Source organism: Glutamicibacter sp. NPDC087673, assembly GCF_044743255.1.
Classification (GTDB): domain Bacteria; phylum Actinomycetota; class Actinomycetes; order Actinomycetales; family Micrococcaceae; genus Glutamicibacter.
This window is the reverse complement of sequence record NZ_JBIUWB010000004.1, coordinates 376,260-399,569: the sequence shown is the minus strand read 5'-3', so window position 1 is coordinate 399,569 and position 23,310 is coordinate 376,260. Positions and strand designations below refer to the sequence as shown.

General features: G+C 59.8%; 19 protein-coding genes. 10 read left to right on the top strand and 9 right to left on the bottom strand.

Annotated features, from left to right (window positions below):
• Nucleotides 1-54: 54 nt before the first annotated feature.
• Nucleotides 55-1,227: a heparan-alpha-glucosaminide N-acetyltransferase domain-containing protein gene (locus ACIOTL_RS12030; protein WP_400342828.1), complete on the top strand. Its 1,173-nt coding sequence runs from the start codon at nt 55-57 to the stop codon at nt 1,225-1,227.
• A 56-nt stretch (nt 1,228-1,283) separates the two neighbouring features.
• Here the strand turns inward: ACIOTL_RS12030 and ACIOTL_RS12025 are convergent, their stop codons facing one another.
• Nucleotides 1,284-1,736, bottom strand: a complete 453-nt coding sequence (locus tag ACIOTL_RS12025) for a tetratricopeptide repeat protein (protein ID WP_400342827.1) — start codon at nt 1,734-1,736, stop codon at nt 1,284-1,286.
• Nucleotides 1,733-2,491, bottom strand: a complete 759-nt coding sequence (gene dapB, locus ACIOTL_RS12020) for a 4-hydroxy-tetrahydrodipicolinate reductase (protein ID WP_400342826.1) — start codon at nt 2,489-2,491, stop codon at nt 1,733-1,735. Before dapB ends, ACIOTL_RS12025 begins: the two co-directional genes overlap by 4 nt.
• 195 nt (nt 2,492-2,686) lie before the next feature.
• On the opposite strand from dapB, the gene ACIOTL_RS12015 reads away from it, so the two are divergent.
• Both ACIOTL_RS12015 and ACIOTL_RS12010 read left to right on the top strand, forming a co-directional pair.
• Nucleotides 2,687-3,097, top strand: coding sequence for a hypothetical protein (locus ACIOTL_RS12015; protein ID WP_400342824.1), 411 nt, complete (start codon nt 2,687-2,689; stop codon nt 3,095-3,097).
• Between the two features lie 115 nt (nt 3,098-3,212).
• Nucleotides 3,213-3,923: an alpha/beta fold hydrolase gene (locus ACIOTL_RS12010; RefSeq protein ID WP_166650647.1), complete on the top strand. Its 711-nt coding sequence runs from the start codon at nt 3,213-3,215 to the stop codon at nt 3,921-3,923.
• A gap of 70 nt (nt 3,924-3,993) precedes the next feature.
• On the opposite strand, the gene ACIOTL_RS12005 is transcribed toward ACIOTL_RS12010, so the two are convergent.
• Both ACIOTL_RS12005 and ACIOTL_RS12000 read right to left on the bottom strand, forming a co-directional pair.
• A complete protein-coding gene (locus ACIOTL_RS12005) occupies nt 3,994-5,364 on the bottom strand; it encodes a pitrilysin family protein (protein ID WP_286134282.1) in 1,371 nt (456 codons plus the stop codon).
• Between the two features lie 493 nt (nt 5,365-5,857).
• Nucleotides 5,858-6,349 (bottom strand): S-ribosylhomocysteine lyase, encoded by a 492-nt coding sequence (locus tag ACIOTL_RS12000; RefSeq protein WP_105658194.1) that lies wholly within the window; start codon nt 6,347-6,349, stop codon nt 5,858-5,860.
• 121 nt (nt 6,350-6,470) lie between these two features.
• Between ACIOTL_RS12000 and ACIOTL_RS11995 the strand changes: the two genes are divergently transcribed.
• The gene (locus ACIOTL_RS11995) at nt 6,471-7,031 is read left to right on the top strand and encodes a purine-nucleoside phosphorylase (RefSeq protein ID WP_400342822.1); all 561 of its coding nucleotides are present in this window, start codon (nt 6,471-6,473) and stop codon (nt 7,029-7,031) included.
• Between the two features lie 286 nt (nt 7,032-7,317).
• Here the strand turns inward: ACIOTL_RS11995 and ACIOTL_RS11990 are convergent, their stop codons facing one another.
• Nucleotides 7,318-9,549, bottom strand: coding sequence for a polyribonucleotide nucleotidyltransferase (locus tag ACIOTL_RS11990; RefSeq protein WP_332731277.1), 2,232 nt, complete (start codon nt 9,547-9,549; stop codon nt 7,318-7,320).
• 558 nt (nt 9,550-10,107) lie between these two features.
• Between ACIOTL_RS11990 and ACIOTL_RS11985 the strand changes: the two genes are divergently transcribed.
• Nucleotides 10,108-11,151 (top strand): NAD(P)-dependent alcohol dehydrogenase, encoded by a 1,044-nt coding sequence (locus ACIOTL_RS11985; RefSeq protein ID WP_332486506.1) that lies wholly within the window; start codon nt 10,108-10,110, stop codon nt 11,149-11,151.
• 95 nt (nt 11,152-11,246) lie between these two features.
• Here the strand turns inward: ACIOTL_RS11985 and ACIOTL_RS11980 are convergent, their stop codons facing one another.
• A complete protein-coding gene (locus tag ACIOTL_RS11980) occupies nt 11,247-11,849 on the bottom strand; it encodes a hypothetical protein (RefSeq protein WP_133832980.1) in 603 nt (200 codons plus the stop codon).
• Between the two features lie 473 nt (nt 11,850-12,322).
• Between ACIOTL_RS11980 and ACIOTL_RS11975 the strand changes: the two genes are divergently transcribed.
• Nucleotides 12,323-12,634 (top strand): DUF1883 domain-containing protein, encoded by a 312-nt coding sequence (locus tag ACIOTL_RS11975; RefSeq protein ID WP_166650648.1) that lies wholly within the window; start codon nt 12,323-12,325, stop codon nt 12,632-12,634.
• Between the two features lie 22 nt (nt 12,635-12,656).
• On the opposite strand, the gene ACIOTL_RS11970 is transcribed toward ACIOTL_RS11975, so the two are convergent.
• Both ACIOTL_RS11970 and ACIOTL_RS11965 read right to left on the bottom strand, forming a co-directional pair.
• A complete protein-coding gene (locus ACIOTL_RS11970; RefSeq protein ID WP_388023932.1) occupies nt 12,657-13,631 on the bottom strand; it encodes an ADP-ribosylglycohydrolase family protein in 975 nt (324 codons plus the stop codon).
• 825 nt (nt 13,632-14,456) lie between these two features.
• A complete protein-coding gene (locus tag ACIOTL_RS11965) occupies nt 14,457-15,776 on the bottom strand; it encodes a YjiH family protein (RefSeq protein WP_400342820.1) in 1,320 nt (439 codons plus the stop codon).
• 417 nt (nt 15,777-16,193) lie between these two features.
• On the opposite strand from ACIOTL_RS11965, the gene ACIOTL_RS11960 reads away from it, so the two are divergent.
• Genes ACIOTL_RS11960 through ACIOTL_RS11950 form a run of 3 tightly spaced genes read left to right on the top strand, consistent with a single transcriptional unit; the run spans nt 16,194 to nt 20,808 of the window.
• The gene (locus ACIOTL_RS11960) at nt 16,194-17,219 is read left to right on the top strand and encodes a 3-oxoacyl-ACP synthase III (RefSeq protein WP_013348415.1); all 1,026 of its coding nucleotides are present in this window, start codon (nt 16,194-16,196) and stop codon (nt 17,217-17,219) included.
• A complete protein-coding gene (locus ACIOTL_RS11955) occupies nt 17,216-19,804 on the top strand; it encodes an alpha/beta fold hydrolase (protein WP_400342819.1) in 2,589 nt (862 codons plus the stop codon). The genes ACIOTL_RS11960 and ACIOTL_RS11955 overlap by 4 nt, the downstream gene beginning before the upstream one ends.
• Complete coding sequence (locus ACIOTL_RS11950) at nt 19,801-20,808, top strand: NAD-dependent epimerase/dehydratase family protein (protein WP_400342817.1); 1,008 nt, start codon at nt 19,801-19,803, stop codon at nt 20,806-20,808. Before ACIOTL_RS11955 ends, ACIOTL_RS11950 begins: the two co-directional genes overlap by 4 nt.
• A 32-nt stretch (nt 20,809-20,840) precedes the next feature.
• On the opposite strand, the gene ACIOTL_RS11945 is transcribed toward ACIOTL_RS11950, so the two are convergent.
• The gene (locus tag ACIOTL_RS11945) at nt 20,841-21,935 is read right to left on the bottom strand and encodes a hypothetical protein (RefSeq protein WP_400342815.1); all 1,095 of its coding nucleotides are present in this window, start codon (nt 21,933-21,935) and stop codon (nt 20,841-20,843) included.
• A 256-nt stretch (nt 21,936-22,191) separates the two neighbouring features.
• Between ACIOTL_RS11945 and ACIOTL_RS11940 the strand changes: the two genes are divergently transcribed.
• Entirely contained in the window at nt 22,192-23,052 is an 861-nt protein-coding gene (locus ACIOTL_RS11940; RefSeq protein WP_400342814.1) for a prephenate dehydratase, read from the top strand.
• Nucleotides 23,053-23,310 lie beyond the last annotated feature (258 nt).

Here is a 23,310-nt window from a genome sequence, read left to right as displayed (position 1 = left end):
CACTCGCGCATGTTGCAATGGCATCCCCCGCGCAATTCGTGGTGCGATGATTCCATGAACGATTTGGGTAGTTCCCAGCGGTTGCTGGGGGTGGACGCGGCACGGCTTGCCGCCATCCTCGGGATGTTCGCCGCGCACGTTTTCGCGCTCTATGGAACCAGTGGCGCACCCGCCTACTCCCCAACATTTACCGGGACTTTCGCCTCCGGCCGAGCATCTGTCCTGTTCATGGTGCTGGCGGGTTTATCCCTGGTCCTGCTCTCGAAATCCTTGGCTCGAAAGGGCTTTTCCCACCCTAAGGTTTACTCAGTCCTTGTGCTGAGAGCATTAATTATTGCCGTGCTCGGAATGGCCATTGGGTCAGTAAATGAAGCCATCGCGGTCATTCTTGTCCACTATGGGCTACTGTTTCTATTGCTTCCACTGGCGCTGAAGCTGTCGAGAATAACCATTTGGGTAGTCTCGGCCCTTTGGCTGCTGCTTATGCCGGTTCTTTGGCGACCGCTGGCCAGCAACTGGATTGCGGACTCGCTGGGCCATAATCCGAGCTTCGGCGACATTCTCACCCCGCAACTGCTCCTCAAGGATCTAACGGTCACCGGATACTACCCATTGATGGTCTGGTTCGGTTTCGGCCTTCTCGGAATAGCCATCGCAAGATGCAACCTGCACAGCACGAGAACTGCGAGCCTGCTTGCATTGGGCGGTTCGATTATCGCGGCGGCAACCCAATGGGTGGGCCATTCGGTGAGCATGCAAAATGCCGAGCTCATAGCCCGTGAACTGGGCCTGGAGTTATCCCTCGTTCCCACAATGATCACCACCGGGCGTTTGCCGGGCGCCAATCTGGATCCGTTCCTGGACAATCCAGCCTATCTCTGGCTGCCGACCGGTCACAGCAATTCTTCGCTCTCTACGCTGCACAACGCCGCCTGCGCTGTCGCTATCATCGGCCTGTTCCAGCTGATCATTGGTCGGCTGGGTGCGCTCGGCCGGATTCTGGCCGGCGCCGGCCGGGCCCCGCTGACCCTGTATGCAGGGCACATCATCTTGCTGCCGGCGCTGAAAGACCATCTGGACCCAATGGCCATTTGGTGGGTTCTCTGTGCAACGACGGCCATCTTCGGAATTTGGCTTGGCTTCAGCAAGGCCTCTGGCCCTTTGGAATATGGCGTCCGTGTGTTTAGCGGAGCTGACAGCACCCCCGAGACGAAGAGCAAATTCTAGAGCGATGGCCCGGACTCTCGTGAGTCCGGGCCATCATCATGATGCTGTTTTTGCAATTACTGGCTGACCTTCTGGTCTGCTCGCCAGAATTCGATCGCCGTACGCATGGATTTGCGGGCCCGCGGCTTGTCACCGCAGGCTTCATACGCCAGTGCCAGACGGTACCAGGATTTCCATGATTCCGGGTTCTCTTCCACATCCTGCTGATGGACGGGGAAATCAGCGTCGGCGGCCGAACGGAGGAAACGTCCCGACGGCATGCGGGGAAGATCCTCTGGCAGCTCACCTGAGGCGGCCAGGGACTTGCCCATTTTCTCGGTGCGCAGACCGAAGAGCACCTCGCGAATGAGGATCCAGACGCACAGTGCAGGAATAACCAGGATTGCAATGCCCATGACCTGCGCGACCAGTTCCCCGGTTTTCAGCAGACGGATCGCCTGGGTGAAGGTCATTCCAATGTACAGCGCGAACAGCAGCAGAATGCCGCCTACCCAAAGTTTCGTTTTCACTGGCCCAGCTCCAGGAAGCCATCAAGGCCATAGGTCAGGCCCGGGCGAGAGCCGACAGTACGCAGGCCCAGGAGGACGCCTGGCATGAACGAGGCACGGTCGAAGGAATCATGGCGCAAGGTGAACTGCTCCCCCGGGCCGCCAAAGAGCACTTCCTGGTGGGCTACGAGGCCGCGCAGGCGTACCGAATGAACGTTGATTCCATCGACGACTGCGCCACGGGCGCCATCGAGCTGGGTCTCGGTAGCGTCCGGGCTCGCGGGGACTCCAGCGGCTTCACGCGACTTCGCGATCAGTTCAGCGGTACGCACCGCGGTGCCGCTAGGCGCGTCCACCTTATTCGGGTGGTGCAGCTCAATGATCTCTACGGATTCGAAGTACTTGGCGGCCGTAGCCGCGAAAGCGCTGGCGAGCACCGAGCCCAGGGCGAAGTTGGGCGCAATCAGCACACCTGCCTGCGGATGCTTGCCCAGCAGCTCTTCCAACTTCGCTCGGCGATCGTCATCCCAGCCAGTGGTGCCAACAACTGCATGAAGCCCGTTCTCGACGGCAAAACGCACATTGGCCTCGGTGGATGCCGGCACAGAAAGGTCAACGATGTGCGTTGCTCCGGCTTCAAGGATCTGCGACAAATCGTCGCCTCTTCCCAAGCTTGCTACCAATTCCATGTCTGCAGCCTCAGTTACGGCCTTGACCGCTTCCGAGCCCATTCGTCCGGCCGCGCCGAGCACGGCCACCTTGATCTGTGCACTCATGGGCTTAAGCCTATCGCCCTGCAGGCACCTGCCTTGCCAACGATTACGTGATCCCACGCGAGTTTTGCAGCGAATACCCTGAGGCGAGTTCCCAGATATTTGCTTCTGCTTGCTCCCTACGGTCAGCCCAACTTGTTTTGCCTAGCAAATAGGGGAAAAATATGTGTCAGGAGTCTCCAAGTAGTAAGCAGAGCCATGGGTCAGAAAATTAAGCGCTTTGGTTTCGGCATCGGCGCAACGCTTGTCGCGGCCTTTGCAATCACTTCCTGCGGTTCAGGCGATGAACCGATTACCCTCTCCGATGACGAGCGAACAACTATTATTGATGTCGTCCAAGAACAGGGAACGGTCATCGATTCGCCGACTTGCCAGGTTGAGGTTTTCCGTATCGAGGACTCCACTACCTACGGCTGGGCTACTTGCGCACCCGATAGCCAGGACTCGGCGGACACCGCTGCCCAGGCAGATGCCTTCCCATTCCGCATTGACGGGCAGGAACTGCGCCGTCCAGATGACGGTTCCAAGTACGAGGAAGGCGTGAAGGAGCTCTTCCCCGAAGACCTTCGTTCCGCTATTACCCAGCATTCGACCGGGGCGGGCGGTTAATTCCTATTTGCCTGTCTCGCCATTTCAGGTGAGCGTGCCGATTTTCCCTACCGATAGTGTGTGCGCACTTTTCGCACGATGAAAGGCTGGCGTGCGCCACGATTATTTTGGGCAATTGCCCGAATCCCTCAGGACCAGGCTTTCGGTTCGTGTCGCGGGCCATGGCCCCGACGTGGTGCTGATTCATGGTCTCGGAGCATCCAGCCGCTATTTCACTCCGCTGGCCAACATCTTGGCTAAGAAGTATCGAGTGATCGTTCCCGAGCTTCCAGGCCACGGCAAGAATCTGGATGATGGCCGCCCGGTGACCGTACCGCGTTTCGCGCACGAAGTAGCATTGGCGTTGCGCGAGCTGAAGGTTGAGAACGCTATAGTCCTCGGGCATTCCATGGGCGCGCAGGTTTCCATTGAGCTAGCTCGCGCGTGGCCGGATCTGGTCAAGCACCTGGTCATTGCAGCTCCTGCGGTCAACGACCGTGAAGCGACGCTGTTCAGGCAGGCCCGTCGGCTCTTTGAAGATTTCCCGCACGAGTTGAACTCGGTGAAGGCAATATTGCTCGTCGATTACCTGCGCTGCGGCATCCCATGGTGGGCCAAAAGCTGCGCCCAGATGCTGGACTACTCCACCGTTGAATTGCTTCGTACGGTCCAGTGCCCGATTGATGTCGTGTGCGGCACCCGGGATCCGCTGTCTCCACCGGAGTTCGGTCTTCGCCTGGTCGCAAGAACACCGCAAGCCAAGCTCACCGTCATGCATCAGGGTGCGCATGGGTTCAATTTCTCTCATGCGCCCGAGCTTGCCGCGCTAGTAGATGCCGCGGCATGACCAAGAGAAAACGGTTATGCCCCTGGAATCGAAATCCTCGGATTCGATTCCAGGGGCACGGCACCCAGCTCTAGAGGCCCAAGTCGGCTTCACTTTCGAACGGTCCCACCACGGTGATCACTCGATCCTTGGAGGCCAGTTCCTGGGCCAGATCCTGAACCTCCTGGGCCGTGACGGCATTGACGCGAGACAGTGCTTCATCGATGTCCTGGAATTCTCCGGTAATCATTTCTGCCCGGCCCAAACGGGACATGCGGCTTCCTGGATCCTCCAGAGCCAGCACCGTTCCACCAGATAGCTGGCCCTTGGCCTGCGCCAATTCAGTTTCGGTGATGCCGTCCTTGGCCAACCGATCAAGCTCGGCCCCCAGCAGCCCGATAACCTGAGCGGCCTTAGCCGGGGCGCAGCCCGCGTACATGCCAAAGTAGCCGGCATCGGTGTAGGCGGCGGAGAAGGAGTAGGTCGAGTACACCAGCCCACGCTTCTCGCGAATTTCCTGGAATAACCTTGAGCTCATGCCGCCGCCGAGAACAGCGTTCAGCACTGCGAGAACCTGACGGCGGTCATCATGGCCGGTGATGCCGGAGCATCCCATGATGATGTTGGCTTGCTCGCCCGGACGGTTGATTACTTCCAGCCCGGCCTTCGAAGTGATCTGTGCTGGTTCACCCATGCGGCGTGGTTCTGGCACAGCCATCGGGTCCAGTTCCCAGCCTGCTTCGGTCAGCGCCTTGAGAAGCAGCTCGCACAGCTTGTCGTGCTCCAGGGATCCGGCGGCAGTAACAATCAGCTCGCTTGGGCGGTAGTGCGCACGATAGTGCTCCATGACTGCCTCGCGGGAGATCTCCATGATCTCTTCAGGAGTTCCTCCAATGGGACGTCCCAATGGGTGATCGCCCAAGACATTGGCAACGAACCGCTCGTGGGCGACATCCATCGCGTCATCTGCATCCATGGCCAGCTCTTCGATGATCACCCCACGTTCCTGTTCCAATTCCTGCGGGTCGATAACTGCAGAGGTAACCATGTCGGCGATGACCTCAAGGGCCATTGGCAGCTCCGTGTCCAGGACGCGGGCGTAATAGCAGGTCGATTCCTTGGCGGTGGCTGCGTTTGATTCGCCGCCCACGGCATCGAAGGACTGGGCGATTTCCAAGGCAGTGCGCTTGGCAGTGCCCTTGAACAGCAGGTGCTCCAGGAAGTGCGTGGAGCCGAAGTGCCCTGATTCCTCGTCGCGGGAACCGACCGGTACCCAGAAGCCCACTGTGGTGGACCGCTGTCCGGGCATCGCTTCTGTCAGGACTCGTACGCCACCGGGCAGGATGCTGCGCCGGACTTCAGAGCCGCCTTCGCCTCGGTGGACCAACGTCGGGTCCGCCGGGTCAATCGGAGAAAACTGCGCGGTCTCCACCGAATGCAACGGCAATGGAATCATGGCCACGAATATACGTCCTTAAGTCGTCGAGAATAGCCATTTCAAGCTAAGTACACTGTCTTTCATTCTCCCATAGAACCGCGGTTTGAAAGCAATAGCCCAGTGGTGACGGAGCCATCACATTCTAGGAAAATACGCGCTCGGACCGGGCCTGCGCAAATACGCTCCAGCTAGGTCAGCGGACTACGTTGTGTCAAGATATCCGCGCTGCTCTGCGTCAGCGCGCACTGGGGTTTGCAGCTCCGGGTCGCTAGATGCGCCGGCAAGATAAACAGTGCTCGCCGCATCGGAATTCACGCATCCACTGATAGCTAGTGTCCTGGCGCCTAGTGCTGCGGCCATGAAGCAAACTTTGCGCATAGCGTCCATTCTGCCGACAGGACGCTGCGAGTCTGCGTTTCGAGGGCCAGCGCTTCCACGTGACAAAGGGACGGCTAAGCAAGAAAATCCCGCACGTTCCAAATGGAACACGCGGGATTTTCAGATCTCAAGCTATAGCCTAGGCAAGCTTGGAACGATCGAATGCATCAAGGCTGATGCCCTGCTCCAGGACGACCTTGGCCCACTCGCGAGCCGAGTGCAGGGAATGGTCGCGGTAGTTGCCACAGCTGACGGCTTCGGTTCCGGGTACGTCTTCCCAAGTAACCTTCTGCGCGATATCTTCCAGCGAACTCTTGATGGCGGCGGCGACTACCTCTGGGGTTGGCTCGCCCCACAAGATCATGTGGAAGCCGGTACGGCAGCCAAATGGCGAGAAATCGATCAGGCCATCGATGCGGGTACGCAGCAGACCAGCCATGGTGTGCTCGATGGTGTGCAAACCTGCCGTGGGAATCTCACCGTGGTTTGGCTGTACTAATCGGATGTCATAGTTGGAGATGGCGTCTCCCTTGGGACCGTGCTCAACCCCGATCTTGCGCACATACGGCGCCTTGACCTTGGTGTGGTCCAGTGCAAAGCTTTCAACTTCAGCAAGTTCAATATCACTCATAGGCAAAGTCTATCTGCTCACCGTCTGGCGAATCGAGAGCATATCGCGGGAGGTAACCGATAGACTTCTTAGGACGTTCGGGGCAGCAATCCCCGAACTGATTTCTTTAGAGGGGAAGTTCATGTCGGACCAGAAGTCCTTGCTCGTCTTTGCGCATGCAGACGAAGCCGTAGCCTTTGCAGATGTCGAGCACCTGATTTCCGGTGTTGGCAAGGTCAATGCGTCGGTAGCCTTGGCTGGCGCGCTTGCTGAAGGCAACATCGAAAACGTCGTCGTGCTTGGCACCGCTGGCGTTGTTGGCCATGCCGGTGAAGACCGTCCGAGCTTGGACACCATTTACCAGATCACCAAACTGATCCAGCATGATTTCCCGCTGCCCTCGGCAGATGTGGACCCTACCGGTCCAATCCTGCTTCCTGATTTCCAGGTCACCATGGCTACCGGCGATGTGTTCGTCTCGAATGACGAGCAGCGTATCCACATCAACTCCTTGGGCGCCTCGTTGGTCGATATGGAGGGCTACGCCTACGCAAGCATTTGCCAGCGCTTCAACGTGCCGCTGCAGATCTTCAAGATCCCTTCCGATTACGCGGATGATTCGGCGTCGATCGACGAATGGGATGACATCGCCAAGCAGAAGAGCGTCCAGCTGCGCGAGTTCTACGACAAGCACCTTAGCTAGCCAGGGCAGCGTGGCGCAGTGGAAATGCCTGGCGCACAATTTCTCGCGAGGCACTGCCGATGATTCTTGAATCGGAAGCGTGAGCCCCCCGCGATAGGTTCTCTCCGCCAAGCGGCACGCGCTTTGGAATATGAAGAAGATCTGCGAGAGTCCAATGGGCTGTGTCATCAGGCCTTGCCTCCAACCAGGACCGCCAAAGACTTTGGCAGGAACCAGCTCCCGGGCAAGAATAAGCAAAAACCCCGATTCGCCAAGCGAATCGGGGTTTTCAGCAAGAATCTAAAGGCTACTCAGCAGCAACTGCTTCTTCAGCTTCTTCCTCGACGACTGGAGCCAGCGACAGCTTGCCGCGGTCATCAATCTTGGTGATCTCCACCTGCAGCTTCTGGCCAACGCCGACGACGTCTTCGACGTCCTCGACACGCTTGCCATCGTTGATCTTGCGCAGCTCGGAGATGTGCAGCAGTCCGTCCTTGCCCGGGGTCAGCGAAACGAACGCACCGAAGGTGGTCAGCTTCACGACGGTACCCAGGTAACGCTCGCCGACCTCAGGAACCTGAGGGTTGGCAATTGCGTTAATGGCCGAACGGGCAGCTTCAGCGGACTCGCCGTTGGTTGCGCCGATCAGCACGGTGCCGTCATCTTCGATCGAGATGTCAGCGCCGGTGTCTTCCTGGATCTGGTTGATCATCTTGCCCTTAGGGCCGATGACCTCGCCGATCTTGTCCACTGGAATCTTCACGGAGATGATTCGTGGAGCGTTGACGTTCAGTTCATCCGGAGCGTCGATAGCCTGGTTCAGAACGTTCAGGATGTGCAGGCGTGCTTCGCGAGCCTGGGTCAGCGCGGCGGCCAGAACCGATGCCGGAATACCATCCAGCTTGGTGTCCAGCTGGATCGCGGTAACGAACTCGGAGGTACCTGCAACCTTGAAGTCCATGTCGCCCATGGCATCTTCGGCACCGAGGATATCGGTCAGGGCAGCGTAACGGGTTTCGCCGTCTACGGTGTCCGAAACCAGGCCCATGGCGATGCCTGCAACGGCAGCCTTCAGTGGCACGCCAGCGTTCAGCAGCGACAGGGTCGATGCGCAAACCGAGCCCATGGAGGTCGAGCCGTTGGAGCCCAATGCCTCGGAGACCTGGCGGATTGCGTATGGGAATTCCTCGCGGCTAGGCAGCACTGGAACCAGTGCGCGCTCAGCCAGTGCGCCATGGCCGATTTCGCGGCGCTTAGGCGAACCAACACGGCCGGTTTCACCGGTCGAGTATGGAGGGAAGTTGTAGTTGTGCATGTAGCGCTTGGTCTTCACCGGCGACAGCGAGTCGATCTGCTGTTCCATCTTCAGCATGTTCAAGGTGGTGACGCCCATGATCTGGGTTTCGCCACGCTCGAAGATTGCCGAACCGTGAACGCGAGGCAGAACCTCGACCTCGGCGGAGAGCTGGCGGATGTCAGCAAGGCCGCGGCCGTCGATGCGGATCTGGTCGGTCAGGATGCGCTGGCGCACGATGTGCTTGGTAACAGCGCCGAATGCCTTGGAGATTTCACCCTCGCGGCCTGCGAAAGCGTTGCCTTCGCCAGCCAGCGATGCAACGATCTCTTCCTTGTATGCGCTGGCAGCGTTGTCGCGCTCCTGCTTGTCAGCGATGGTGTAGATCTCCGTCAAGCGGGTCGAAGCAGCAGCCTCGACAGCGGCGAAGGCATCTTCTTCGTAATCGCGGAAGACCGGGAATTCAACGGTTTCCTTGGCAGCGCGAGCAGCCAGGTCGGCCTGGGCCTCGCACAGGACCTTGATGAATGGCTTCGCAGCCTCAAGGCCCTCAGCGACAACCTCTTCGGTTGGAGCCTGGACGCCGCGTTCCTTGATCAGTTCCCAAGCGTTGTCGGTAGCTTCAGCTTCCACCATCATGATGGCAACGTCGTCGCCAGCGATACGGCCGGCAACAACCATGTTGAAGACAGCGTTCTTCAGCTCGGAGTGGCGTGGGAAGGCAACCCACTGTGCGCCGTTTCCGTCATCAACCAGTGCAACGCGAACGCCGCCGATTGGGCCGGAGAATGGCAGACCCGAAAGCTGGGTGGACATCGACGAAGCGTTGATCGCTACGACGTCGTACAGCTCATCTGGCTCGATGGACAGCACGGTGACGACAACCTGGACCTCGTTGCGCAGGCCCTTGACGAAGGCTGGGCGCAGTGGGCGGTCCATCAGGCGGCAAGCCAGGATGGCTTCGGTCGATGGGCGGCCTTCGCGGCGGAAGAAGCTGCCTGGGATGCGGCCGGCTGCGTACATGCGCTCTTCAACGTCCACGGTCAGTGGGAAGAAGTCGAAGCCTTCGCGTGGGTGCTTGCCAGCGGTAGTTGCCGAGAGCAGTGCGGTCTCGTCATCGATGTAGACCATTGCCGAACCTGCAGCCTGCTTGGCAATGCGGCCGGTTTCGAAGCGAATGGTGCGGGTGCCGTAGCGACCGTTGTCGATCTGTGCTTCGGCGAATTGGATTTCTGGACCCTCCATTAAGGGGGTGCTCCTTTCGATCGCTCCCACGTGGTGGATGAGCGAACCGTGTGGCCCTACCCAGATCTGGTCTTCGATCGAGACCCGCGCTGAGGCGCATATTTGCCCTAGCGAAAGTCACTACCGAGGACCGCGAAACTGGCGGTCGGGACCAACGGTCAGTCAGCCCTGGGAGTTATTTTCTTTCGGGGCCCGCATAGAACATGCAGACCCAGGTACTAGCCTACCGGGAATTGGCAAAAGACGCAGTTCTTGGGCGATAGGCGCGTGCCAGCCACTTGCGTCGCTGCCATTCATCGTTTGAGAGCGGCCTTGCAGCCTGGGCAACCAGCGAAGATCATGCGGCGCTGCTGCCCTGGCGATCCCCGGGCGCAACCAGCACGGTGCGCGTTGATCCTCATTTAGGCAGGGAAACCTGCGGAAGGAAATTTTCTCCAGCCGGGATTATTCATAGCCTGTCGATTGTTGTTCTCCATGGGCTTTGCCCTGACGGACCGCGGCAATCGCCGCAGTCCAGAACATTTCCAGTCGCAACCCGCAAGACAAAGGAAAAACCTGATGGCAACTATGGTCAATGCATACGCAGCGCACTCTGCGACTGATGGACTCATTCCGACGCAGATTGAACGTCGTGCAGTAGGTCCGCACGATGTCTTGATTGATATCAAGTTCTCCGGCATCTGCCACTCCGACATCCACACGGTGCGCGGAGAATGGGGAAACCAGACCTACCCGCTAGTGCCGGGCCACGAAATTGCCGGCATCGTTGCCGAAGTCGGGCCAGAGGTAACCAAGCACAAGGTGGGCGACCGCGTTGGCGTGGGCTGCATGGTCAATTCCTGCATGGAATGCGAGAACTGCCTTGCCGGAGACCAGCAATTCTGCGAGCAGAGTGTTGGTACCTACGGTGCTCTTGACCGTGATGGCAGCATGACCCAAGGTGGCTACGCCACGCATGTCGTGGTTACCGAGAACTTCGCCCTGAACATTCCTGAAGGCATCGATCTGGATGTTGCCGCGCCCCTGCTTTGCGCCGGCATCACCACCTTCTCCCCGCTGAGGCACTGGGGTGCAGGGCCGGGCAAGAAGATTGCCGTCGTGGGACTCGGCGGCCTGGGCCACATGGCGGTCAAGATCGCCAGTGCCATGGGCGCTGAGGTCACCGTTCTGTCGCAGTCGCTGAAGAAGAAGGATGATGGACTGAAGCTGGGCGCAACCGACTACCGGGCCACCAGCGATGAGAACACCTTCAAGGATCTGCAGAAGAAGTTCGACCTGATCATCAACACCGTCAGCGCTTCCATCGACGTCAGTGCCTACCTCGGACTGCTGCGCGTGAACGGCACCATGGTCAACGTTGGTGCTCCGGCAGAACCGTTGCCTGTCAATGCCTTCGCACTGATCGGGGGACGCCGTTCCTTCGCAGGTTCGCAGATCGGCGGCATCGAGGAAACCCAGGAGATGCTGGATTTCTGTGCCCAGCATGGCATTGGCGCAGAGATCGAGGTCATCGGTGCCACGCAGATCAATGAGGCTTACGAGCGCGTGCTGGCATCCGATGTCCGCTACCGCTTCGTAATCGATACCGCGACGTTGGCCTAGTTACCCCAGCTCACTCGGGTCGCAGAGAACGGTGCCGGTCTTGTCCAGCAGTGCAGGACAGATCCGGCGCCGTTTCGCGTCTGGCTAATTAACGTTCATTCGCCCCGGCGCGATCTACGAGTGCCTGCGTTCTCCCGTTGGCTGCCCTGTTCTGGAGCCTCGGCCGCAGTGCCCTGCTCAGACAAATTCCCCTTGATCGCGGCAAGCTCGGATTGGAGTTGCGCCACGGCACCACTGAGGTTCTTCAGTTCCTGCCTGCGGCGGCTGGCAGCCCTGAAAGTCTTGATCATCATGGCGATGATCAGCGGAATGGCCGCGAGCAGGGCCCAGCCGCTGCGTTCAAAGAAGTCGAGGGCCACCGGCAGGGCCTGATTGAATTCCCAGAAGGAATTCACTCCCCCGGCAATCGATTCCAATGCAGATTCCACGGGAGCCAGTTGCTTGCCCACAACTGGTATTCCGGAAAGATCAGGGGCATTCACCGGAGGCTCGCCCATGGTCCATCGCGGATCACCTGGCCGCTTCAGGATATAGATCCCGGCACCGGCGCTGGCAGCGGCGAACAAGAGCACCGAGGCCAGGGCGACCGCCACTAGCTGGTGCCGCCGCCATAGCCCCGCCGCCACGGCAAAACCAATCACCAGAATCCAAATCCACATTCGCAGTTGTTCCAGGCCAATGCCCGTCAGTAAATCCATGAACTTTGCCTCATTGCTCTGGGCCGCCATGACCCAAGTTGTGCGTTGCTTCATCCCACTTAGGTACGCTATCGCGAGCAGCGGATTAATTGCCGCCTAGCACGTCAATCCGGTTGAGATCGAATCGTTCGAGTCGTCATATTGCTTCCTTGCCCCGGTATCCGGGACCCAATAGCCGATGGCTTCCGGCTCGTCCAATGCAGCGATCGGCTCATGCCACCTGCCGGCAGCTCGAATGGTAATTGCCACTAGCCCTCTTGCGATCGCGGATCTGGCATCGGTTGAGGTGGCAACGCGACGCACCCCAAAGACCAGAAGGCCTCGTTCTCCAGACTCCTGCAGCTTTGCCGTTGCAAATGCCCGAACCGGTACAGTGCTCTTGCCTTGGGTGCGTTGGCGACACTGGCCTGAATTTGAGTTAATGGGTCTGGGTCCGCTGCTCGGCGGATCACCTGGGATCGAGGAGGCTGGCATTGGCGGAGCCTAATTTTGCTGAACATTATTGGGATTTCATTGAGCGGGGAAGCATCTTGGTAGTGACTCTCAGTGGACCGGCTCATCTGCGGTTGATGGATCCGGAAAATTTCGCGGCATTCCAGGACGGAGAAGAATTCGAAGCATACGGTGGACTGGCACGCCGTGCTCCATACCGAATCAAGGTGCCCCATTCCGGACCCTGGTTTCTAGCGATTGATCTGACTGGCCTCGGTGCGCGTGGGGTGCGCCACGAAGTCAGCATCGTGCTGCCACAGAAGCTGGAAGCTCGACGACCAGCCCGGGACTAGAAGCAAGATCCCGCAGGAGAACTTAGCCCGCGAGCTCACTCGAAATATCGACAAGCTGTTGCATCCTCATTCCGGGCCAACCGTGGACCATATCCACCCACTGCGCCGGAACACTCGAGAACCCGGAAGCTGCGCCAATGAGCGATCCGGCGATGGCTGCCACGGTGTCGGTATCCACGCCTCCGCGAACAGCCGCTTCCAGCACCGGAACCAAGCGAGCGTTCCCGTCTTCCGGTTCGGCGGTGGCGATCGCGCTCCATGCACCTTGGAACGCTTCAACGACCCAACCGTTATTTGTGAAGTCCCGAGGTCGATGGTTTTCGGCCTGGTGGATGCGCTGCTCCCATGCTTGTGCGCGTTCTGGTTCAAGCATCGCAAGACCACTGCGAATATCTAGTGCGCCGGTGCGCACAGCGTGGTGAATGGCTACTGTCCAAAGCCCGCAGGCCTCAGCGGCTTCATCATCAAAATGGGTTAGCTTGCTGATAGCTGCCGCAGCTTCGAATGCGGCAGCAGGCGGTTCAGACAGATAAGCCAGCGCCACGGGCGCTGTGCGCATGAGACTGCCGTTCCCGCCGGAGCGGCCAGTTCTCCGGTGAATCTGTTCAGAACCAGCTAGCGCATCATCAGCGGTCGGCTCGGCTCTTCCGTCAGCAGACGCAACATGCTGGGCGTGGGCAAGGACTGCCCGCGTCTGGTTGCCGACGTCCGGTGCGTTCGTGGCCCATTTGGCCCATTCCCGAACCATGTAGTTGCTCGCGGCACCATCAAGCTTGCCGTTGGAATCCAGCAGGCCCTGGGCAACGACTATGGCCATTGAGGTGTCGTCGGTCCACTCCCCGGGCGCAAAATCGCCCAACCCGCCACCAATCATCGAGATTTTGGCGGATTCGGGCAACGGTGCGTTGAATTCGTAGCCCGCGCCCAGGGCATCTCCGGCAGCCATCCCGGTCAGGACTCCACGAATTCGATCTTTCACCTGTACTGAATGTGCCATTTGCGCCTTTCACAGGGTGGTCGCCAATGCAGAGTAATACTGCTTGGATCCACTGTAACGATGCGCGGCGACAGTAGAGCTACCTGAGCGGCCCCGGTAGCGTTCCCACGGTTGATTTGCGTCCTTGCGTCGTCGCCCGGAATAGCGAACGAGGACATTGATGCAGTCACGATAACCGTTCCGCTTCTACCTGCGATCCCGACTTCGGTAAATAGCTCACCCGGTTGGCTTCGTCGCTGTCCCGGCTTGCTGCAAGCGCGCTCACGGGCATCGCCGAGCGGAGGCAGATCTCCTTGATCTCGATAGGCGTTTGACCCAACTTCTTGCAGTTATGGCCAATGCCTGCAGGAACCAGGTTCCTGCAGGGCATTGGATGTCGCCAGCCTCGGTCGTTGCGCCTAGGCGAATGCAGGCGGTGGCGGAGTCGTGGGGTCAGTTGGGTGCCCCGGCACCGGCTCAGTGGGATCCTGCGGGCCCGGGGGCGGGATCGGCCCATCCGGATGCGAAGGGCTTGGTGGTACGTCCGGCTGCGCCGGGCTTGGCGGAGCATCTGGTGTCGGCGGTTGCGCTGGCGGTTCTGGCTGGTCGGGAATACTCGGATCACCCTGCATCGGAGCACCTGATTCGTGTAAGTGATTCATTGGAACCTGCTTTCCGTCGTATCGGTTCGACCATTCAACGACGGATCGTCTCCGCCTTGCAACGGCATTCAGGAATCGCAAAGCTGCAACAGTGCCGCGACATGGCGTGGTCGCGTCGAATCGGAAAGCATCACTCGGTTCAACCCATTGGTTTCGCAAGCTGCCGTGCGCCAGCGCAGCCGGCCTATAGCAGCATGCGCACGATTGGTGTCGCGATGAGGATGGTCAGGACAACGCGCACGAACCAGATAGCTACCATCTGCGGGATGTTCAGCGGAATCTGCGTCGCCAGGACGCATGGCACCAATGCTGAAAAGAAGATGATTGCAGAGACGCAAACGATGGCGATCACCATGCGCAGCTCGATGGATTCGTGTCCCGCAATGAGGGTTGCGGGAAGGAACATTTCAGCAATGCCGGTAGCCGAAGCCTTGCCAGCCAGCAACGGGTCATCCAGCCCGACGATCCAGGCAAATGGGACAAACAGGTAGCCTAGCCAGTCGAAAACTGGAGTGAAGCGGGCAACCACCAGTCCGAGCAATCCGACAGAGAGAATGGACGGCAAAATTGCCATGGCCATTTTCAGCCCATCCCATACGTTGGCGCCGACATTCTTGAGCAGCGATGGCGCTCGCCGCGAGGCTCCCATGGCTTCGCTCCAGGCAACGCGTGCACGATTGCCCGTGACCAGTTTTTCCTTGTCATGTTCCATGCCCAGATACGTCGTGTCTGGAATCCGGCTCAAAGGCGGAATGCGCACCGAAATGGCGGTCACCGCAAAGGTGACTACCAGCGACAGCCAGAAGTACAGGCTCCAGTGGTCCATCAGGTCCAGTGCCTTGGCAACAATAACCATGAAGCTGGCTGATACCGTGGAAAAACCGGTAGCGATGATGGCAGCTTCGCGACCCGTATAGCGGCCGCCACGGTACATGCGGTCGGTGATCAGCAGGCCCAGCGAGTAGCTTCCCACGAAGGACGCCACGGCATCCACGGCCGAACGTCCTGGGGTGCGCCAAATTGGTCGCATGACCGGTTGGCAGAAGACACCAAGGAACTCCATCAGCCCGTAGCCAACTAGCAAGGCCAAGAAGATGGCACCTACTGGAACGATCAAGCCAACGGGAATGACCAATTTGTCCAGCAGAAAAGGACCCATGTCCGGATCGCTGAGCCATGCCGGGGCAAAGTTGAAGAGCAGCGAGCAGCCGACAGCCAGCCCGAAGATGTTCAGGAATGCGAATATGCCACGTACCTTGGATGCCTTCCATCCTCCGGTAATGAAGGGAATAACTGTCCCGCAGATGAGCATCAGCAAGATAATGTACGGAACGACCGGTGCCGCGGCAGTTTGAATCCACGTCACCAAGTGATCCAGCGGGATGGTGCTCTTGCCGTTGATGGTGGTGGGGAGGAAGAAGAACAAGATACCGGTAAGGCTATAGATCACGAATCGCAGAACGACCGGAAACGTGCTTTGCGCTTCAACGCTTGAAGTTGTCATTGGATACCGCCTTGTCGATGAGGGCGAGGGCATTAGCGTGATTTGATGCGATATCCATATAACGCGACTCGGGCCCAGCAATGTGACGGGGATCGCTTTTCTTGTCCGGAGTTTCAGACTTCGCGCAGATGAGTGTTACTGCGAGCTTCCTGTGGCTGCGCAGATGAAAGCAGGCCCACAGAACGATCGCCCCCACTTGCCATGATTCTCATAGGACTAGTCTGTAGGATCGATATAGTCTGCATAGGTACTAATTCCAGCTTTCGGCTGAAAACACGCGCTCAAATAGGTCTTGGCGTCATGCAGGGAATAACCTAGGGAGAACACATACGCAACCGATGGCGCACACCCATCGGCCACGACGTTTCAATGCAGCACGCAGCACATAGATAGTCCAGCAGAAACGAAGGCACCATTTTGAACGGCAATGCCACCTTTAAGCACCACAACGTTGCGCTTTTATCAGTGAACAGCGTCCTCGCACCCGAGGTGGTGAGCTCTGCAGAATTCGACGAGCGCCTTGCTCCTAGCCTGAAACGCCTTCGCCTGTCCAAGAAGCTTCTGGAACGAGTTTCCGGGGTCAAGGAACGCCGCTGGTGGTCCGATGGCGTTGAATTCGACGACGCTGCAATTCTTGCCGGCAAGAAGGCGCTGGCCCAGGCCGGTGTCGATGCCAGCGAAATCGGCCTGCTGATCAACACTTCGGTCACCCGCCGCAACTTGGAGCCGTCGGTGGCCTCCAAGGTGCACAACGGCTTGGGCTTGCCATCCTCCGCCATGAATTTCGACGTGGCCAACGCCTGCCTCGGCTTCGTCAACGGCATGAGCCTGGCAGCGAACATGATCGACTCCGGCCAGATCAAGTACGCCCTGATTGTTGCGGGCGAAGACGCCAAGCCAACCCAGGAAACCACTTTCCAGCGGCTGAACGCTGAAACTTCCACGCGCGATGACTACATGCGTGAATTCGCCACGCTGACCCTGGGTTCCGGCGCCGCCGCTGCGGTCATTGGCCCCGCGGATGCGCACCCGGAAGCGCACCGCATCGTCGGCGGCGTATCGCGTGCCGGCACCGAGCACCACGAGCTGTGTGTCGGCGGACCCTCGGGCATGTACACGGACACGAAGGGCTTGCTGGATAACGGCCTCGAACTGGTCGTGGATGCCTGGGATGAAGCCCACCAATCCGGATGGAACTGGAAGTCCATGGACCGCTACGTGACCCATCAGGTTTCCAAGTCCTACACCAATGCCATTATCAAGGCCGTCGGCCTGGTCAAGGACCGCGTGCCAATCACTTTCTCCAAGTGGGGCAACGTCGGACCCGCTTCCCTGCCCATGACCTTGTCCCAAGAAGCCGACTCGCTGAAGAAGGGCGACCGGGTGCTGTGCATGGGTGTGGGTTCCGGCCTGAACACCGCGATGATGGAGATTGCCTGGTGACCGAGCTTTTCCCCGGTGTAGATGCCATTTATTCGAAGTATCTGGAAGTACCGTCCACTTCGCAGGTGGACACCCCGGGCACTAGGCACCGGTGGCACGTCCTGGATAACAACGACGAACTGCAGCAACGCGGAATTGAGCCGGCCGGCACCTTGCTCTGCGTGCACGGCAACCCCACCTGGTCCTACCTCTGGCGCAGCCTGCTGAACCACGTGTCCGAGCACGGGCTGCCGTGGCGAGTGGTGGCAGTGGACCAGCTGGACATGGGCTTCTCCGAGCGCAGCGGCAAGTTCCGCCGCCTGGCCGACCGCGTCAACGATCTCGGTGATCTGACTGGCGCGTTGGGGCTAACCGGCAAAATCACCACCGTGGGCCATGACTGGGGCGGCATCATCTCCCTGGGCTGGGCCGTTTCCCACCCGGACCAGCTGGAGAACGTGGTGTTGACCAACACCGCAATCCACCCTGCAGGCTTCGAGCTTCCCGCCGCGCTGAAACTCGCGTCCCATCCCGCGGTGCACGGTTGGGGCACCAAGACTTCCCCTGCCTTCTTGCAGGTAACCCACTCGTTGGCGCAGCCGGCCTTGGCCCCGGATATCCGCAAGGCCTTCATGGCCCCGTACACCAACGCTGAAAAGCGCGAGGGCGTAGCCAACTTTGTCGCCGATATCCCGTTCTCCCAGGATCACCCAAGTCGTCCGGCCTTGGACGAGATCTCGGAAGCAGTGCGCTCCTTGAAGGTCCCGGCCCTGATGCTCTGGGGACCCAAGGACCCGGTCTTCTCCGACCGCTACCTGCGCGATTTGATGTCGCGCCTGCCCCACGCTCAGGTTCACCGCTTTGAAGGCTCCAGCCATTTGGTGGGCGAAGACAACGATATTGCCACCCCGATCTTCCAGTGGCTTGCCGGCGAGAAGAGTTCCAAGAACACCTCGCGTGCCCAATCCCTGGGCGAATACCGTCCGATGCTTGCCGAACTCGATTCGCGCACCGAGGACCAATCGGCCGCGGTGGTGGACATCAATCCTGCGCGATCGCTGTCCTGGGCCGAACTCGGCCAGCGCGTGAATGCCCTGGCCGCAGGGTTGCGGCAGATCGGAGTGGAGGCCGGCGACCGGGTGAACCTGCTGGTTCCACCGGGAATTGAACTGACCACCCTGATCTACGCCTGCCTGCGTCTGGGGGCGGTCATTGTGGTGGCCGATGCCGGCCTTGGCACCAAGGGCATGGGCCGAGCCATCAAGGGTGCTGGCCCGAGCTACCTGATTGGCATCGACCGTGCGCTCACCGGTGCGCGGCTGTTCGGCTGGCCGGGAACCAGGATTGCCGCTGGAGACCTGCCTGCTGCGAAGCGCAAGCTGCTGGGGGTAGCCCATACCCTGCCCGAGCTCTATGAAGCCGGCAGCCAGGCCGCTTCCGGGTCCCGGGTTTTCGAGCCATCCGATCCGGATGCCGATGCGGCGGTCCTGTTCACCTCCGGCTCCACCGGTCCGGCCAAGGGAGTGGTGTACACGCATCGCGAACTGGCCGCCATGCGCGATACCCTGCGTGAAACCTACAACCTCAAGGCCGGCTCTGCGCTGGTGGCAGGCTTCGCGCCGTTCGCGCTGCTGGGCCCTGCTTTGGGTGCCACGTCGGTCACCCCGGACATGGACGTCACCGCACCGCGGACCTTGACTGCCGCTGCGTTGGCAGATGCCGCCCTCGCGGTGGATGCAACCACCGTCTTCGCCTCCCCCGCCGCGCTGGCTAATGCCCTGGAAACCCAGGATGCGCTGAACCAGGCTCAGCGGGAAACCTTGGAAGGCGTCTCGCTGATGCTGTCCGCCGGCGCCCCGATTCCCGAGCATCTGCTGGCCAAGGTGCAGGACCTGGTTCCCAATGCCCGGGTCCACACCCCGTACGGCATGACCGAGGCCTTGCCGGTCACCGATATCGACTTGGCCGGCATCCGCGCTGCCGGAGCGGGCAATGGCGTGTGCGTGGGCACCGCTGTCGCCGGAGCCACCGTTGCCATCGCACCGATTGACGCCCTGGGCGTGGCCGGAGACAAGCCGGAATACACCCCGAATGCCACCGGCGAAATCCTGGTCCGCGCCCCGCACGTCAAGGACCGCTACGACCGGCTGTGGATCACCGAACAGCTCAGCGTTTCCATCCCCGGCTGGCATCGCACCGGCGATGTCGGGCACCTGGATGAGGCCGGACGCCTGTGGGTCGAGGGGCGCCTTGGCCACGTACTGCGCACCGCCAAGGGCGCGATTACCCCGGTAGCCGCCGAGCACGCTGTCGAGTCGGTTGCTGGCGCTGGCCGTGCCGCGCTGGTCGGCGTGGGACCTGACGGAACCCAGGCCGCGGTGGTCGTCATGGAAACGGTGCCCGCGGCCCGAAAATCCGGTCCGGCCGCCAGGGATCTGGCCCGCCAGGTTCGCGCCGCGGTCGCGGCCACCGGCACCGAGGTGGCAGCGGTCCTGGTAGTCCCAAGCCTGCCCACCGATATCCGGCACAACTCCAAGATTGACCGGGCCGCGCTCGCCCACTGGGCTGCCGCGACCCTCGCAGGTGGAAGGATCCGCAATCCGTGAGCCCATCGAAAAATGAAGACGCTGCCCGTCGCGTTCTGGTCACCGGAGCCAGTGGCATGCTGGGTGGCGCTGTAGCCCAGCTATTGCGCGACAGGGGCCACCATGTGCGCACCTTCCAGCGCGGCAGCTCGGCATCAGCCACTGATGAAGTCCGCGGCTCGCTCACGGATCCGCAGGCTGTCGCCGCGGCCGTGGAGTCCATGGACGCGGTCATCCACCTGGCAGCCAAGGTCTCCTTCACCGGTGCATGGGAAGACTTCGCCGCCACCAATATCGCGGGAACCAGCAATCTGCTCGAAGCATCCAAGCGCGCAGGAATCAAGGATTTCGTGTTCGTCTCGTCCCCTTCCGTGGCGCACTTCGGCGATTCGCTGGCGGGCGCCGGTGCGGGCGAGGCCGATCCGGCCAAGGCGCATGGATTCTATGCACGCTCCAAGGCAGCGGCCGAGCTCAATGCCCTGGGCGCCGATTCGCCAGCACTTCGCGTCACCGCCATCCGCCCGCACGTTGTGTGGGGACCCGGCGATACCCAGCTGGTGGAACGCGTCATCCAGCGGGCCAAGGCCGGACGGCTGCCCTTGCTGGACCAGGGCGCAGCACTGATCGACACCACCTATATCGACAATGCCGCTGCGGCGATTGTCCGAGGCCTGGAACGCATGGACCACGCCCACGGGCGAGCCCTGGTGGTCACCAATGGCGAACCTCGGCCGGTGGGCGAGCTGATCGCCGGCATCTGCAAGGCGGGCGGCGCCCCGGCTCCGAAGCTCAACGTTCCGGGCTGGCTGGCCCGTGCGGCCGGTTCGGTGATCGAGAAGTTGTGGTTGGCAGCCGGTTCGCGCAACTTGGTTCATGATGAGCCGCCGATGACCCGTTTCCTGGCCGAGCAGCTGTCTACCGCGCATTGGTTCGACCAGCGCGAAACCCATGAAGTCCTGGACTGGAAACCTACGGTGGGCATTGACGAGGGTCTGGAGAAGCTGGCGGAGCACTACCGGCGGTGAGCAAGCTTTTCCTCCAGAGGAAAAGCTCCAGCTCAATAGGATTGCTGCGATCCAAAGCTTGTAAAAATCCTTAGCGCATTGACGACGCGTTGCACCGAATCCGGGGGAATCTGCGAGAGCGGAACGTTAGGCTTTCGACTGGCAAAGCTGCTGCGCCGCAGGCTCCTTCCGACCTCTTCCAGTCCTGGGATTCCAATCAGCTCATTCAAGAAGAATTCTCTGGCCTCAGATTCAGGCGCTTCTTCGAGTGGCAACTGGGAAACAGGCTTGAAATTGAATTCCAGGGACAGCCCTTGCACACTGAAATAGAATATCGATACGGTGCCAAGCCGAGTTCCCATTGAATCGAAAATGGGAATCGTGCCCGCGGGGTATTTTGACCTCGACCCTAGGAATGGCAATTCCGACTTGAGCGCAGAATTAATCAGTTCGTCGAACGCTTCCAGGCTTTGCCTGTCACTCTCAAGAAGCCAGGAGCGGATGCTGCTTGCTTCCCACCGGGTGGTCTGGCGATTCTCCGGTGTTGATTTCGCATTGGCCAATTCTTCGCCGAATACGTGAGGCAACAGGAGTTCAAGCTCCCCATGCCGCCTCCGGGCATATTCGACTGCAACGATCGATGTCCCTGGGCCGGCCATCATATTCAAGTATTCAACCATGAGTCTCAACTGGGCATTGATTGCATCGACCGCTAGCACGATTCGAAAATTTCCCTGCGTCAGGTTCAGCGCAAGGGACTCTTTCAGTGTCGTCGCCGTCTCAGTATTTTCATCCCAAAGCGGCGTGGAAGAACGGTCTCTCCAGCGCTGCGCAAATTCGTCGACGTCCATCTTCCATAGACGCGAGGCATAGTCGAACATCTGGCCAACGATTTCACGCCTGATCTGCGGATTAGACGCCAACTTGCATTCGACGAGGGTGACTTCCCCTCCGGCATCCACCACGACAATATCTGCGGGGCCGACCTCGGACTGGAATTCGCGACAGGCTTTCGCTTCGGAACTCACGCCTGGAATCAGTTCCGGGTGGTTCGCAAGGATCTCCTGTAATTCTGATTCCAAGGCATACCCAATTTTTTGGGGTTCAAACCATGCCCCGTCATCTTGCCGAACCAATATGCTCGCCATGGTTGATGCTCCTTTGCACTGTGGTCTACAGCATAACGACCGCAATTGGCCCAGGAGCAGAGGAACGGAACTATGTTCGCGTGAAAATTCGTCGCCGATCCGCATACCTTGCCGTAATTCATCAGCACTCCAAGCTCCGTTCGGCAAGGGGCGCAAGCATCGTCAGGTGTCGCGCCCTCGACGTCCAGAAGCCCCGTCCCCGCAACCTTGACACAAGTTTTTCATCAGGAAAGGGGCACTGGGTTATGTTGATTCAATGCGCAACAAGATTTCCTATCAGGGCGAAGCCGGTTCCAATTCCAATATGGCTTGCACAGAACTTTTTCCCGATATGGAAGCCGTGCCCTGCGCCAGCTTCGAGGATGCTTTCGCCCTGGTGGAAAACGGCGAAGCTGAGTTGGCCATGATCCCCATCGAGAATTCGCTGGCCGGACGCGTTGCCGATATCCACGTCCTGCTGCCCGAATCGCAGCTGCAGATCGTGGCCGAGCACTACCTGCGAATCCGATTCGATCTGCTGGGGCTGCCAGGCAGCACCATTTCGGGCGCTACTGAAGTGCACAGCCACATCCATGCGCTGGGCCAGTGCCGCAAGATCATTCGCGAGCATCAGCTCACTCCGATCATTGCTGGGGATACCGCAGGTTCCGCGCGCGAGGTGCGCGATTGGAATGATCCCACCAAGCTGTCCTTGGCGCCACCTCTGGCAGCAGAACTCTATGGCTTGGAAGCGCTGGCTACAGGGGTGGAGGATGACCAGACCAATACAACTCGTTTCGTTGTCCTTGCACGCCGGCAGGATCTCCCGAGTCGCTCCACCATGCCAGAATCCGTGATCACCACATTGGTCTTCCAGGCTCGCAACGTTCCTAGTGCGCTGTACAAGGCCCTGGGCGGTTTCGCTACCAACGGCGTGAACCTCACCCGCTTGGAAAGCTACATGGTGGGTTCCGGCTTCGCGGCCACAACTTTCATGGTTGATATCGAAGGACACCCCGACGATCTTCCGGTACGCCGAGCCCTGGAGGAGCTGGACTTCTTCACCTGGGAAATCAAGATCCTCGGCTCCTATCCGGCCAGCGAGCACCGACAGAATACTGTAGCGTCCTTCGTTTGATCCCTGGAGCTAATTCCTCCGGACAGGTCCCGGCACCGCGACGAAGCTGCTGGACCCTTCAGCCCTGCCACAGCTCCCCTTTCAACGACATGATTACGCGCGGTTTTCAACGTTGCGCCCCTGTATTTTCAGACTCTCGCAAAAGTTCCAGCACCCGCATTCCGCTGTGCAGCTGATCCGGGTTCCATCAGGGCTGCACCACAGCGTTCCCTTCTGCTCTGTACCAACTCCTGACCACCCTCTTTGGCATTCGATTGC

Excerpts from the sequence above, each read along its gene's own strand:
- ACIOTL_RS12015 (WP_400342824.1), top strand. The coding sequence starts at position 2,687 with ATGGGTCAGAAAATTAAGCGCTTTGGTTTCGGCATCGGCGCAACGCTT.
- ACIOTL_RS11945 (WP_400342815.1), bottom strand. The coding sequence starts at position 21,935 with ATGGCGAGCATATTGGTTCGGCAAGATGACGGGGCATGGTTTGAACCC.
- ACIOTL_RS11980 (WP_133832980.1), bottom strand. The coding sequence starts at position 11,849 with ATGGATTTACTGACGGGCATTGGCCTGGAACAACTGCGAATGTGGATT.
- ACIOTL_RS11990 (WP_332731277.1), bottom strand. The coding sequence starts at position 9,549 with ATGGAGGGTCCAGAAATCCAATTCGCCGAAGCACAGATCGACAACGGT.
- ACIOTL_RS11965 (WP_400342820.1), bottom strand. The coding sequence starts at position 15,776 with ATGACAACTTCAAGCGTTGAAGCGCAAAGCACGTTTCCGGTCGTTCTG.
- ACIOTL_RS12030 (WP_400342828.1), top strand. The coding sequence starts at position 55 with ATGAACGATTTGGGTAGTTCCCAGCGGTTGCTGGGGGTGGACGCGGCA.
- ACIOTL_RS11985 (WP_332486506.1), top strand. The coding sequence starts at position 10,108 with ATGGCAACTATGGTCAATGCATACGCAGCGCACTCTGCGACTGATGGA.
- ACIOTL_RS11995 (WP_400342822.1), top strand. The coding sequence starts at position 6,471 with ATGTCGGACCAGAAGTCCTTGCTCGTCTTTGCGCATGCAGACGAAGCC.
- ACIOTL_RS11970 (WP_388023932.1), bottom strand. The coding sequence starts at position 13,631 with ATGGCACATTCAGTACAGGTGAAAGATCGAATTCGTGGAGTCCTGACC.
- ACIOTL_RS12000 (WP_105658194.1), bottom strand. The coding sequence starts at position 6,349 with ATGAGTGATATTGAACTTGCTGAAGTTGAAAGCTTTGCACTGGACCAC.
- ACIOTL_RS11940 (WP_400342814.1), top strand. The coding sequence starts at position 22,192 with ATGCGCAACAAGATTTCCTATCAGGGCGAAGCCGGTTCCAATTCCAAT.
- dapB (WP_400342826.1), bottom strand. The coding sequence starts at position 2,491 with ATGAGTGCACAGATCAAGGTGGCCGTGCTCGGCGCGGCCGGACGAATG.